Source organism: Sphingomonas sp. UYEF23, assembly GCF_040546165.1.
Classification (GTDB): Bacteria; Pseudomonadota; Alphaproteobacteria; order Sphingomonadales; family Sphingomonadaceae; genus Sphingomonas; species Sphingomonas glacialis.
The window spans coordinates 436,835-450,328 of the sequence record NZ_JBEPNG010000001.1; the positions used below are offsets into that span (position 1 = coordinate 436,835).

General features: G+C 66.8%; 11 protein-coding genes. 10 read left to right on the top strand and 1 reads right to left on the bottom strand.

The features are described from left to right. The first annotated feature begins 12 nt into the window (after positions 1-12). From accB to ABIB28_RS02075, 3 genes are all read left to right on the top strand, one after another. Complete coding sequence (gene accB / locus ABIB28_RS02065; RefSeq protein WP_133188714.1) at positions 13-489, top strand: acetyl-CoA carboxylase biotin carboxyl carrier protein; 477 nt, start codon at positions 13-15, stop codon at positions 487-489. A 4-nt stretch (positions 490-493) separates the two neighbouring features. Next, positions 494-1,846 (top strand): acetyl-CoA carboxylase biotin carboxylase subunit, encoded by a 1,353-nt coding sequence (accC, locus tag ABIB28_RS02070; RefSeq protein WP_189674915.1) that lies wholly within the window; start codon positions 494-496, stop codon positions 1,844-1,846. An 89-nt stretch (positions 1,847-1,935) separates the two neighbouring features. Next, positions 1,936-2,895 (top strand): alpha/beta fold hydrolase, encoded by a 960-nt coding sequence (locus ABIB28_RS02075; RefSeq protein WP_354285999.1) that lies wholly within the window; start codon positions 1,936-1,938, stop codon positions 2,893-2,895. 227 nt (positions 2,896-3,122) lie between these two features. Here ABIB28_RS02075 and ABIB28_RS02080 read toward each other — a convergent pair whose 3' ends face one another. Beyond that, on the bottom strand, positions 3,123-3,431 hold the full coding sequence (locus tag ABIB28_RS02080; protein ID WP_354286001.1) for a hypothetical protein: 309 nt from the start codon (positions 3,429-3,431) through the stop codon (positions 3,123-3,125). 112 nt (positions 3,432-3,543) lie between these two features. Here ABIB28_RS02080 and ABIB28_RS02085 point away from each other — a divergent pair, with 112 nt between their 5' ends. From ABIB28_RS02085 to ABIB28_RS02115, 7 genes are all read left to right on the top strand, one after another. Further along, positions 3,544-4,770: an MFS transporter gene (locus ABIB28_RS02085; RefSeq protein ID WP_354286003.1), complete on the top strand. Its 1,227-nt coding sequence runs from the start codon at positions 3,544-3,546 to the stop codon at positions 4,768-4,770. Positions 4,771-5,174: 404 nt separating this feature from the next. After that, positions 5,175-7,415, top strand: coding sequence for a phosphoribosylformylglycinamidine synthase subunit PurL (purL, locus tag ABIB28_RS02090; protein WP_354286005.1), 2,241 nt, complete (start codon positions 5,175-5,177; stop codon positions 7,413-7,415). Between the two features lie 108 nt (positions 7,416-7,523). Continuing rightward, complete coding sequence (locus ABIB28_RS02095) at positions 7,524-8,510, top strand: aldo/keto reductase (protein WP_133188722.1); 987 nt, start codon at positions 7,524-7,526, stop codon at positions 8,508-8,510. Beyond that, complete coding sequence (locus ABIB28_RS02100) at positions 8,507-9,340, top strand: SDR family NAD(P)-dependent oxidoreductase (RefSeq protein WP_354286007.1); 834 nt, start codon at positions 8,507-8,509, stop codon at positions 9,338-9,340. The genes ABIB28_RS02095 and ABIB28_RS02100 overlap by 4 nt, the downstream gene beginning before the upstream one ends. A 96-nt stretch (positions 9,341-9,436) precedes the next feature. Next, on the top strand, positions 9,437-11,557 hold the full coding sequence (locus ABIB28_RS02105; RefSeq protein WP_354286009.1) for a S9 family peptidase: 2,121 nt from the start codon (positions 9,437-9,439) through the stop codon (positions 11,555-11,557). A gap of 27 nt (positions 11,558-11,584) precedes the next feature. Next, the gene (locus ABIB28_RS02110) at positions 11,585-12,655 is read left to right on the top strand and encodes a lactonase family protein (protein ID WP_354286011.1); all 1,071 of its coding nucleotides are present in this window, start codon (positions 11,585-11,587) and stop codon (positions 12,653-12,655) included. A 71-nt stretch (positions 12,656-12,726) separates the two neighbouring features. Then, entirely contained in the window at positions 12,727-13,446 is a 720-nt protein-coding gene (locus ABIB28_RS02115) for a cell wall hydrolase (RefSeq protein ID WP_354286013.1), read from the top strand. Positions 13,447-13,494 lie beyond the last annotated feature (48 nt).

Genomic DNA, 13,494 nt, shown 5'->3' on the forward strand with positions numbered 1-13,494 from the left:
GATAAGGGTCGTATGGCCGAAGATACGAACACGGATGCAATGCGGATCGACGTCGATCTGGTGCGTCAGCTCGCCCAGCTGCTCGATGACACGCAGCTGACCGAGATCGAAGTCGAAGATGGCGGGCGCAAGATCCGCATCGCGCGCAAGGCGGCAGCTGTCGCGAGCGCCGTGCAATATGCCCCGGCCCCGGTTGCCTCCGCCCCCGCTGCGGCAAGCGCGCCGGCAGAGATCGTCGCATCGCCAGCGGCCGCGCTCAACGCGGTCAAATCGCCGATGGTCGGTACGGCCTATCTCTCGCCCAACCCCGAGGCGAAGACCTTCGTCAGCGTCGGCGACAGCGTTGCCGCTGGCGACACGCTGCTGATCGTCGAGGCGATGAAGGTGATGAACCCGATCCTCGCGCCGAGCGCGGGCCGCGTCACCGCGGTGCTGGTGACGAGCGGCCAGCCGGTCGAATTCGACCAGCCGCTCGTGGTGGTCGAGTAAGCACGTGGCCGAGATCAAGAAGCTCCTCATCGCGAACCGCGGCGAGATCGCGCTGCGGATCCACCGCGCCTGCCACGAAATGGGCATCCAGACCGTCGCGGTGCATTCGACCGCCGACGCCGATGCGATGCACGTGCGACTCGCCGACCAGGCGATTTGCATCGGGCCGCCGAGCGCGACCGAGAGCTATCTCAACATCCCCAACATCATCTCGGCCGCCGAAATCTCGGGCGCCGATGCGATCCATCCGGGCTACGGCTTCCTCTCGGAAAACGCCAAGTTCGCCGAGATCATCGAAGCGCACGGCATCATCTTCGTGGGCCCCAAGCCCGAGCATATCCGCACGATGGGCGACAAGATCGAAGCCAAGCGTACCGCCGGCGCGCTCGGCCTGCCACTCGTTCCGGGCTCCGCGGGTCCGATCAGCGATCTCGCCGAAGCCAAGGAAATCGCGGCGCAGGCCGGCTATCCGGTGATCATCAAGGCCGCGTCGGGCGGCGGTGGTCGCGGGATGAAGGTCTGCACCTCCGAGGATCAGCTCGAGACGCTGATGCAGCAGGCCGGCAGCGAGGCGAAGGCCGCGTTCGGCGATGCGACGGTCTATCTCGAGAAATATCTCGGTAACCCGCGCCACATCGAATTCCAGGTGTTCGGCGACGGCGAAGGCAATGCAATCCATCTGGGCGAGCGCGACTGCTCGCTCCAGCGCCGCCACCAGAAGGTGCTCGAAGAGGCTCCCTCGCCCGTACTCGGCGAGGAAGACCGTGCACGCATGGGCGGCGTCTGTGCAAAAGCGATGGCCGACATGGGATATCGCGGCGCTGGGACGATCGAATTCCTGTGGGAAAATGGCGAGTTCTATTTCATCGAAATGAACACGCGCCTTCAGGTCGAACATCCCGTCACCGAGGCGATTACCGGGCTCGACCTGGTGCGCGAACAGATCCGCATCGCCGAAGGGCACGGCCTGACGCTCCGCCAGGAAGACGTCCAGTTCCGCGGCCATGCGATCGAATGCCGCATCAACGCCGAGGACCCGCGCACCTTCGCGCCGTCGCCGGGGCTGGTGAAGGCGTATCACGCGCCGGGCGGAATGAACGTCCGCGTCGATAGCGGGCTCTACGCCGGCTACCGCGTGCCGCCTTACTACGATTCGATGATCGCCAAGCTGATCGTCTATGGCACAACCCGCGCCGGCGCGATCCGCCGCCTGCGCCGTGCGCTCGAGGAGTTCGTCATCGACGGCCCGACGACGACGATCCCGCTCCATCAGGCCTTGATCGAGGACCCCGACTTCCAGAAGGGCGACTATACGATCAAGTGGCTCGAGGAATGGCTCGCACGGCAGGACGCCTGATCCCCTTTCCCCTTGTTATTCCTTGCGAACCCGTAATGATGGGGTGATCGGCGCCACATCACGGCGTCGGGGGTGACAAGGGGAAATCGGTGCGCACACGGGTTCTCACTGCAATCGCGGCAGCGATCTTCGCGTCGCTGTTCATCGCCTTCCTCTCCTTTCGCAGCCCCGACACCGATCCGCGCGCGATGCGCGCCAAATACGGCGCGCCGCCGTCGCAGTTCGTCGATCTCGGCGGAGGCCTCCGCGTCCATCTGCGCGATACCGGCCCGCGCGATGCGCCGGTGCTCCTGCTGGTCCACGGCTCGAACGCCTCGCTCCACACCTGGGAGCCGTGGGCGGAGCGACTCCAGACGCGCTATCGCCTCATCCGCATGGATCTGCCCGGCCACGGCCTGACCGGCGCGAGCCCGACGCAGGACTATCGTCCCGCCGCCTATGTCGATGTCGTCGAGCGGATCCGCAGGCGGCTCGCGGTCGATCGGATGGTCGTCGTCGGCAATTCGATGGGCGGCGGAGTCGCGTGGCATTATGTGCTGGCGCATCCCGAGCATGTCCGCGCGCTCGTCCTGGTCGATTCGGTCGGCCAGCCCGAACCGGGCGGATCGCACGACGCCCCGCTCGCCTTCCGCATCGCGCGGATCCCGGTCCTGCGCAACGTCGCCGCAGTTATCACCCCACGCAGCCTGATCGCCGACAGCCTGCCCCAGGTATTCGGCGATCCGCGCCGCGTCGATGCGGCGATGATCGATCGCTATTGGGAGCTGCTGCGCTATCCGGGCAACCGCGTCGCGACGCTCGACCGCTTCGCACTCCCGCCCGATAGCGCGACACCGGCGCAGCTTGCCGCGCTGAAAATGCCAGTGCTCATCCTGTGGGGCGCGCTCGATCATCTGATCCCGCTATCGTCGGGCGAATGGCTGCATAGCCATATCCCGACGAGCAGACTGATCGTCTATCCCGGGATCGGGCACGTGCCGATGGAGGAACATCCCGATCAAAGCGCCGCCGACTTCGACCGCTTCGTCGCGGGGCTGCCGGCCCGCTGATCCCGTCGCCGTCACCCCGGCCTTGTGCCGGGGTCTACCGTCCCGCGAGAGCAACACGCGCAGAACGCGCGGCACGGTGGACCCCGGGACGAGCCCGGGGTGACGAAGGGGGGCGTCTCGAGCCTGCACCGTTACCGCTTGGCCTCCCAGCCCTACCCCCTAAGCTCGCCCCCCCCCGGAGGCGCCATGACCCCACTCAAAAACCTGCGCCCGTCAAATCTCATTGCTTATCGACGGCCAGCGGCAAATGGAGTGGCGAGCAAAGCTCCAAACACGGTGCCCAGAAATGAAACCGCAACCCACAACGCCAACATCACCACTAAAAATCCGACGTTCATTCGATGGTGCGCGGCCAAATCCGCACTTTTGACGGAATAGAAAGCGTAGATGGCCGCGCTGCTCGCGAAGGCCCAACTTACCGCTCCAACCGTAGCGCACCACTCGCGAGAGCGCTTGAAAACACGGTTGAGGCCAAGAGCGGTTAACCAGCAGCCAACCGACCCAATCACCGTCCAACCCAAGAAATAGAGTGTCATCGTGTCCGGCATGATCTGCGAACTACATTTGTCGCAAACATTGCTCTACCCCTAACCGCTTGGCCTCCTCGCCCCGCCCCCCTAAGCTCCCCCCGACCGCCCCGGAGCCGCCATGACGCTGATCGACCAACTGCGCACGCTCAGCCCATCGCAACGCAATGCGATCTGGGCGAGCTATCTCGGCTGGACGCTCGACGCGTTCGACTTCTTCCTGCTCGTCTTCATGCTTTCGGCGATCGCCACCGAATACAGCACCGACGTCAAGCATGTCGCCGAAGCGACTTTCCTCACGCTCGCCGCGCGGCCGTTCGGCGCGTTCTTCTTCGGCTGGCTCGCCGACCGCGTCGGGCGGCGGCCGATCATGATGATCGTCATCCTGCTCTTCTCTTTCTTCTCGCTCGCCTCGGCCTTCGTCACCTCGCTGACGATGCTGTTCGTCGTCCGCGCGGCGTTCGGCTTTGCGATGGGCGGCGAATGGGGAATCGGCGCGAGCCTCGTGATGGAATCGATCCCGCCCAAGCTGCGCGGGCCGGTGTCGGGGCTGCTCCAGTCGGGCTACCCTTCCGGCTATTTCCTCGCGAGCCTCGTCTATTTCCTGCTGTTCGACCAGATCGGCTGGCGCGGCATGTTCGTCGTCGGGATCGCGCCGGCGATCCTCGTCTTCATCATCCGCTCGCACGTCGACGAAAGCCCGGCGTTCGAGGCGCGCAAGGACGAGGCCAAGCCCAACCCGTTCGTCGAACTCGCTCGCCACTGGAAGATCGCGCTCTACCTTGTCGTGCTGATGACGGCTTTCAACTTCTTCAGCCACGGCACCCAAGATCTCTACCCGACCTTCCTGCGCGAACAGCACAAGTTCGACACGCACACGATCGGCACGCTCACCGCGATCATGAATATCGGCGCGATCGTCGGCGGGCTGAGTTTCGGCATCTGGTCCGAGACGATCGGCCGCAAGCGCGCGATCATCATCGCCAGCCTGCTCATCCTGCCGGTGATCCCGCTCTGGGCGTTCGCGCAGACGCCGTTGCTGCTCGGGCTCGGCGCATTCCTCGTCCAGGTCGCGGTGCAGGGCGCGTGGGGGATCGTGCCGGTGCATCTCAACGAACTGTCGCCGGCGCTGGTGCGCGGGATGTTTCCGGGCTTCGCCTATCAACTCGGCAATTTGATCGCCTCGCGCAACGGGCCGCTCCAGGCCGGGATCGCCGAGGCGCATGGCGGCAATTACGGCTATGCAATGGCGTTAGTCGCCGGGGTGACCGCGCTCGTGCTGGTGCTGTGGACGTGGCTCGGCCCCGAACGCCGCGACGTGGATTTTGTCGAGGAGGCGAAGGCCTAACTCCTCCCCGGCACGGGGAGGGGGACCCTGAGCATTCAGCGAAGGGTGGAGGGGGCGCGCCGCGAGCGTAACGGTCGCGGAGGTCACCCTCCACCATCCGCCCGAAGGGGGCGGACGGTCCCCCTCCCCGTGCCGGGGAGGATGTAAAAGCGCTGTCCTACAGGCAGTGTTTCTGGTATGTTCAGGTCTGCTCTTTCAAATCGTAGAAAGCCTAGGAACAGCGAACCGCAACGGCGGCCCGCACGCGCGACCACGAACCCCGCAGATCATGCCAAAATCGGAAACGATCGCCGCGCACAACACCCCGTCCAGGGGTCAATCGAGTCAACCAAACTCGCTTCGTCGCAGATCGACCCGCGCGATAAGGGTGACGGACGCGCAACCGCCCGCTAAAGGCACACTCCATGAGCCAGATCACCCCCGAGATCGTCGCCCAGCACGGGCTGTCCACCGAAGAATATGAGCGCGTGCTCGTCGCAATGGGCCGCGAGCCCAACCTGACCGAGCTCGGCATCTTCTCGGTGATGTGGTCCGAGCATTGCTCGTACAAATCCTCGCGGATCCATCTGAAGAAGCTCCCCACCACCGGCCCGCAAGTGATCTGCGGCCCCGGCGAGAATGCCGGCGTCATCGACATCGGCGACGGCCAGGCCGCCATCTTCAAGATGGAGAGCCACAACCACCCGTCGTACATCGAGCCCTATCAGGGCGCGGCGACCGGCGTCGGCGGCATCCTGCGCGACGTCTTCACGATGGGCGCGCGCCCGATCGCCAACCTCAACGCGCTGCGCTTCGGCCGGCCCGATCATCCCAAGATGCGCCACCTCATCGCGGGCGTCGTCCACGGCATCGGCGGCTACGGCAATTGCGTCGGCGTCCCGACCGTCGGCGGCGAGGTGAACTTCCACCCCGCCTATGACGGCAACATCCTCGTCAACGCGATGACCGTCGGCATCGCGCAGCAGGACAAGATCTTCTACTCGGCGGCGAGCGGGATCGGCAATTCGATCGTCTATGTCGGCTCGAAGACCGGCCGCGACGGCATTCACGGCGCGACGATGGCCTCGGCCGATTTCGGCGAGGATTCGGAATCGAAGCGCCCGACCGTCCAGGTCGGCGATCCCTTCACCGAGAAACTGCTGATCGAAGCATGCCTCGAACTGATGGCCTCGGACGCGATCGTCGCGATCCAGGACATGGGCGCCGCCGGCCTCACCTCTTCGGCGGTCGAGATGGCGAGCAAGGGCGGCGTCGGCATCGAGCTCGACATGAACGCCGTGCCGCAGCGCGAAACCGGCATGACGCCGTACGAAATGATGCTGAGCGAGAGCCAGGAGCGGATGCTCATGGTGCTCAAGCCCGGCCGCGAGGACTTCGCCGAGGCGATCTTCAAGAAGTGGGAGCTCGATTTTGCGGTGATCGGCAAGGTCACCGAGACCGGCCACATGGTGCTGAAATTCAACGGCGAGACCGTCTGCGACATCCCGCTCGCCCCGCTCGCCGACGAAGCCCCGCTCTACGACCGCCCCGCGGCGTCGAAGGAAGAGTATCAGGCCTGGGCCAAGGTGCCACCGCTCGGCGCCACGCCCGAGGCGAGCGACATCGCCGCCGACCTGCTCAAGCTGATGGCCTCGCCCGATATCGCCTCGCGCCGCTGGATCTGGGAGCAATATGACACCCAAGTCGGCGCCGACACCGTCCAGCGCCCCGGCGGCGACGCCGCGGTGGTCCGCGTCCACGGCACGCAGAAGGGGCTCGCGATGAGCACCGACTGCACCCCGCGCTATTGCTATGCCGACCCTTATGAAGGCGGCAAGCAAGCGATTGCGGAGTGTTATCGCAACCTCTCGGCCGTCGGCGCGACCCCGCTCGCCGTCACCAACTGCCTCAACTTCGCCAACCCGCAGCGCCCCGAGATCATGGCGCAGCTCACCGGCTGCCTCGACGGCATGGGCGACGCCTGCCGCGCGCTCGACTTCCCGATCGTCTCGGGCAACGTCTCGCTCTACAATGAGAGCAAGGCGACCGGCGGCGGCTCGGCGATCCTGCCGACGCCCGCGATCGGCGGCGTCGGCCTGCTCGCCGACTGGTCCAAGTCGGCGACGATCGCCTTCAAGGGCACCGGCGACGTCATCGTCCTGATCGGCGACCGCCGCGGGCATCTCGGCCAGTCGCTCTGGCTGCGCGAAGTCCATGCCCGCGAGGAAGGCCCGCCCCCGCCGGTCGATCTCGAAGCCGAGCGCCGCAACGGCGAGTTCGTCCGCGCGCACATCGCCACCGGCGCGCTGACCGCGGTGCATGACGTGTCCGACGGCGGCGTCGCGGTGACGATCGCCGAGATGGCGCTTGCCGGCAATGTCGGCGCGATGCTCCACGCACCGCTGCCGTGCGGCGTGGCGTGTTCGCTGTTCGGCGAGGATCAGGGTCTCTACGTCGCGACGATCGCCGACCATCTGCTGCTCGAGACGCTGACCGCCGCCGATGCCGCCGGGGTCGAGATCGAGCGGATCGGCCGCACGATCGCCAACCGCCTGATCTTCGAGCTTCCCAACGACGATCATGTCGTCACGCTCGACGCGCTGCGCACCGCGCATGAAGGTTTCTTCCCCAAGCTGATGGGCGATACCGCGACGCTCGTCGACTGACCCGGCGGGCGGCGGGTTCGCGGCATTCGGGCCGCCGCGAACCCGTTGGAAACAAGCGCCCGCGGCTTCGTTGTGCGCTCGCTTTCCTCATCGACAAGGACGTCCGCAATGCAAATGCGTAAGCTCGGCCAGCAAGGCCTCGAAGTCTCGGCGCTCGGTCTCGGCTGCATGGGCATGTCGGACTTCTACGGCAGCCGCGACGAGGCCGAGTCGGTCGCGACGATCAACCGCGCGCTCGATCTCGGTGTCACTTTCCTCGACACCGCCGACATGTACGGCGTCGGCGCGAACGAGGAGCTGGTCGGCCGGGTGGTGCGAACGCGGCGCGAATGGGTTGTCGTCGCGACCAAGTTCGGCAACGTCCGCGGGCCCGACGGCAGCTTCCGCGGCGTGAACGGCCATCCCGACTATGTCCGCCAGGCGTGCGATGCGAGCCTCAAGCGGCTCGGGCTCGACGTGATCGACCTCTATTATCAACACCGCGTCGATCCCGGCGTCCCGATCGAGGATACCGTCGGCGCGATGAGCGAGCTCGTGGCGGCAGGCAAGGTTCGCTATCTCGGCCTGTCGGAAGCAGCGCCCGAGACGATCCGGCGCGCACATGCGGTCCACCCGATCTCGGCGCTGCAGACCGAATATTCGCTGTGGAGTCGCGACGTCGAAGCCGAAATCCTGCCGACCGTCCGCGCGCTCGGCATCGGCTTCGTCCCCTACAGCCCGCTCGGCCGCGGCTTCCTGACGGGGCAGTTCACCAAGCCCGAGGATCTGGCGGAAGGCGACAGCCGCCGCGCGCATCCGCGCTTCCAAGGTGCCGCGTTCGCCAAGAACCTCGATCTCGTCGCGGCGATCAAGGAGATGGCGGCGGCCAAGCGCTGCACCCCGGCGCAGCTCGCGCTGGCCTGGGTGCTCGCGCAGGGCGACGACGTTGTGCCGATCCCCGGCACCAAGCGGCGCAGCTACCTCGAGGACAATCTCGGTGCGCTCGAAATCGTGCTCGATGCCGACGCGCTCGCGCGGATCGATGCGGTGCTGCCGCCGGGCAGTGCCGAGGGGATGCGCTACCCCGCGGTCTCGATGGCGACGGTGGACCAATGAGCACGGCCTCGTTTGCGGCGATCGCGCCGGGCAACCTCGCCGTCGTCACCGGCGCGGCGGGCGGGATCGGCCTCGCCGCCGCGCGCGCCTTCGCGGCCGCGGGGATGCGCGTCGTACTGATCGACCGCTCGGGCGAGGCGCTCGAGGCCGCCGCCGCCTCGATCGATGGCGCGGTCGCACATACCGTGGACGTGTCGGACCGCGCGGCGATGCACGCGCTCGCCGGTCGGATCGTCGCGGAGCACGGCACTGTTGCGCTACTGATGAACAATGCCGGGATAGGCGCGGGCGGCGACGTGTTCGCCGATGCCGACATCTGGGACGCAGTGCTCGGCGTCAATCTGCTCGGCGTGCTCAACGGCGTGCAGAGCTTCGTCCCCGCGATGCTCGACCATGGCGGCCCGGCGCTCGTCATCAACACCGGCTCGAAGCAGGGCATCACCCAGCCGCCCGGCAATACCGCGTACAATGTCAGCAAGGCCGGGGTGAAGGCGCTGACCGAAGGCCTCGCGCACACGCTGCGGACTCGCTGCGGCGACCGGGTGAGCGCGCATCTGCTGGTGCCGGGCTTCACCTTCACCGGCATGACGCGCCCCGGCATCACCGAAAAGCCCGAGGGGGCATGGACCCCCGAGCAAGTCGTTGCGCTGATGCTGGAGCGGCTCGCGATGGGCGATTTCTACATCGTCTGCCCCGATAACGAGACGACGTCGGAGCAGGACTCTAAGCGGATCGCCTGGGCGGCCGGCGACGTGACCGAGAACCGCCCTGCCCTGTCACGCTGGCACCCCGACTGGAAGGACGCATTCGCCGCTTATATGGCGGAGTGACCGCTGCGCCCCGACGCGCGGGTGGCAAAGTCCCCTTGCGCGTCGGGCAGTGGGTCGCCACCCTGCCCGCGAACTCGATCGACAGGGGATGCGACGATGCGGTGGACGATAGTGGCGTGTGGCGCCGTGATGCTGGGGTCGCAGGCCGAGGCGCAGACGCTGCCTCCTGTCCCGCATGTCGCCAAGCGGCCGTTCCAGGTAACCTCGCCCAACGGCGCGCGCGCCGACGACTATTACTGGCTGCGCGACGACACCCGCAAGGATCCCGCGATGCTCGCCTATCTCGCCGCGGAGAACGGCTATGCCGATGCGCGCCTCGCACCGTTGAAGCCGCTCCAGGCCAAGCTCTATGCCGAGACCGTCGCGCACATCAAACAGGATGACAGCTCGGTCCCCTATGCCAAGAACGGCTATTACTACGCCTCGCGCTTCGCCGCCGGCGCCGACTATCCGCTGATCGAGCGGCGCAAGGGCGCCGCCACCGCGCCCGCCACGACGATGTTCGACGAGCCGGCAATGTCCAAGGGCCACAGCTTCTTCGCGCTGAGCGACTGGGCGGTCAGCCCCGACAACGCGCAGGTCGCCTGGGCCGAGGATACCGTCGGGCGTCGCCAATACGTCCTCAAGATCAAGGATCTCGCGACCGGCGCGGTGCGCAGCGACACGATCGCCAATGCCGAGCCGAGCGTCGTATGGGCCGACGACAATCGCACGATCCTCTACGTCGCGAAGGACCCGGTGACGCTGCGCGGCTATCGCGTGATGGCGCATGTCCTCGGCACCGCGCCCGCCGCCGATGCGTTGCTCTACGAGGAGAAGGACGACACCTTCCAGATGGGCATAGCGCGCACCGCCGACGATCGCTTCATCTGCATCACCGTCGCGAGCACGGTCAGCGACGAGCAACGCTGCGCGCCGGCGTCCAACCCGGGCGCGTTTACCGTGCTGGCGCCTCGGGCGCGCGAGTTCCGCTACACCGCGGATCATCAGGGCGGGCGCTGGATCATCCGCACCAATCGCGCGGCGAAGAACTACAAGCTCGTCACCGTCGCCGATGCAGATGTCGCCAAGGGCGTCACCGCATGGCGCGACCTGACGCCGGCGAGCGACAGCGTCTTCATCGAAAGCTTCAAGCCCTTCGCCGGCTTCGTCGCGGTCGACCAGCGCGAGGGCGGTAATCGCATGATTCGCTTGCTCACCGACGGCGGCACATCGATCCCGGTCAAGGCCGACGAGCCAGCTTACCGGATGGCGCTCGACGTCAACGAGGAGACCGCGACGCCGTGGGTGCGCTACACCTATGGCTCGCTCGTCACGCCGACGACGACCTACGAGGTCAATGTGAAGACCGGCGCGCGGCGCGTGCTCAAGGTCGCGCCGGTGCCGGGCTACGACCCCGCCAACTACGTCACCGAGCGCGTCTGGGCACCCGCCCGCGACGGCACGCGCGTGCCGGTGTCGATCGTCTATCGCAAGGGGCTGAAGCGCGACGGCACCGCACCGTTGTTCCAATACGCCTATGGCAGCTACGGCATCTCGACCGATCCCGCCGTCGATCCCGGCCGGATCGGCATGCTCGATCGCGGCGTAGTCTATGCCATCGCGCATATTCGTGGCGGGCAGGAAATGGGGCGCGGCTGGTATGACGACGGCCATCTGCTCAAGAAGCGCAACAGCTTCACCGATTTCATCGACGTCACGCGCTTCCTCGTCGCGCAGAAATACGTCGCGAAGGACCGGGTCGCGGCGATGGGCGGCAGCGCGGGCGGGCTGCTGATGGGCGCAGTCGCCAACATGGCGCCGCAGGATTACAAGGTGGTCGTGGCGCAGGTGCCGTTCGTCGATGTCGTGACGACGATGCTCGATGCCTCGATCCCGCTCACCACCTTCGAATATGACGAATGGGGCAACCCCGCGCAAAAGGCGTATTACGACTATATGCTGAGCTACTCGCCCTACGACAATGTCGCGGCGAAGGCCTATCCGGCGCTGTATGTCGGCACCGGCCTGTGGGACAGCCAGGTGCAATATTACGAGCCGACCAAATGGGTCGCCAAGCTGCGCGAACTCAAGACCGACGCCAATCCGCTGGTGTTCCGCGTCAACATGGAGGCGGGGCATGGTGGCAAGTCGGGCCGCTTCGAACGCTTCCGCCAGAATGCCGAGTGGCAGGCGTTCGTGCTCGATCAGCTCGGCGTCGCGGGCGCGGCCTCGTAACACGGCCGCCGCCGAGCAGGATTTCCGATGACCGAAGCTCCCTTTGCCCTCTGCGTCGGCATCGGCACCTATCGTGGCGGCGGTGGCGCCGGGATCCAGCCGCTCTGCCGCGACGAGGCGGGAGCGTGGCGGCTCGGCGCGCCCTATGCCGACGCCCCAAACGCCTCGTTCAGCATCTACGCGCCGGGACGCCGGCTGCACTATATCGTTAATGAGGCCGAGGCGGGCAGCGTCGGTGTCCACCGCTACGCCGACCAGCGGTGGGAGCGGCTCGCGTTGTTCGCGGTCGATGGCGCGGCACCGTGCCATATCGCGCTCGATCCGACCGAGACGCTGCTGGCGGTCGCCAATTACGGGAGCGGAAGCGTGACGCTGTTGCGGCTCGAACCGCAGAGCGGATTGCCCACGGGCACCGTGCAGGTCAGCGCCAATCAAGGCTCGGGGCCAAACCCGGCGCGGCAGGAAGCGCCGCACGCGCATTGGGTCGGGTTCAGTCCCGACGGACGCTGGCTCTATCAGACCGATCTCGGCACCGACGAAATCCTCGGCTTTCCGATCGCGGCAGAAGGTACGCTGCACGCGCCGCAGCGCGCCTATCGCGCCGCCCCGGGCTCGGGACCGCGGCATCTCCTGCTTCATCCGCGGCTCGATCAGCGCGCCTACCTGATCGGCGAACTCGACAATACGCTGAGCGTGCTCGATCGCAGCGATGGCAGCTTCACGCATCGTGCCACGCTTTCGACCCTGCCCAACGGCTGGCATGGCGATTCGATCGTCGCGCACTTGGCGATCAATCGCGCGGGCGATCGCCTTTACGTCTCTAATCGCGGGCATGACAGCATCGCGGTATTCGCGCTCGACGATGCCGGCGTTCCGACGCTGCTTGGTCATACCGCGACCGGCGGCGCGTCGCCGCGCCACTTCCTGCTGCTCGACGATGCGGGGCTGGTGATCGTCGCGCACGAGAAGGCGCAGACTGTGACGACGCTGACGATCGACGCCGACGGGCTTCTCCACCCGACAGGTATGTCGGTGGCGGTTCCGGGAGCCGCCTATGTCGTGCTCCCCGATCCCACGGACCGTCAAACCGCGCGCTAAAACCCGCGCCTACCGGCATCTACACACGAGCGGTTGCGCCCGGGCCGGAAGCTTTGAATAAGCGCGCGGCCATGGCGCGCAAACCAACCCCTACAAAGCGACGCTCGGGATCGCGCAGCGTCGCGCGCGACGCCGCTTCGGAGACCTGGCTGCTGCTGCTCGGCAGCGTCGCCGCGATCCTGCTGATCGCGACGTTCCTCTATCCAAGCGTGCCGACAGAGCCGAACCCGGAGCGCCCCAAGCCGCTGACGATGGCGCAAGCCCGCGCATCGAACCGCGCCGTCCCGGTCGAGCCGCGCTTCCGCGTCCCCGCCGCGCGCTACCGCTTCGACGGTGGCCCCGCCGCGCGCTTGCAAGCCACCGAATGCCTCGCCACCGCCGCGCTCTACGAAGCGGGCGACGACACGCGCGGACAGAAAGCGGTGATCCAGGTCATCCTCAACCGCGTCCGCGCGCGCGGCTTTCCGCGGACGATCTGCGGCGTGGTCTATCAAGGCTATACGCGCACGATCGGATGCCAATTCTCGTTCACCTGCGATGGATCGTTCGTGCGGCGCCCGGTGCATGACGGTTGGGCCGCGGCACGCCAGGCCGCCCGCCGCGCGCTTGCGGGGCGTGTGTTCGTCGATGTCGGACGCGCGACGCATTATCACGCCGACTGGATGGTCCCCTATTGGCGCGACTCGCTCGTCAAAGTCGCGCAAGTCGGCTCGCATCTGTTCTACGTCCGGCAGTCGATGCGCGAGCGGGTTCGCTCCGACGGAGACAACGCCCGTCGCAATATCGGGTGATCGGGGGAAAACTAACGCCCCCCAAGCGTTGCGCCCGCACACAGCAAG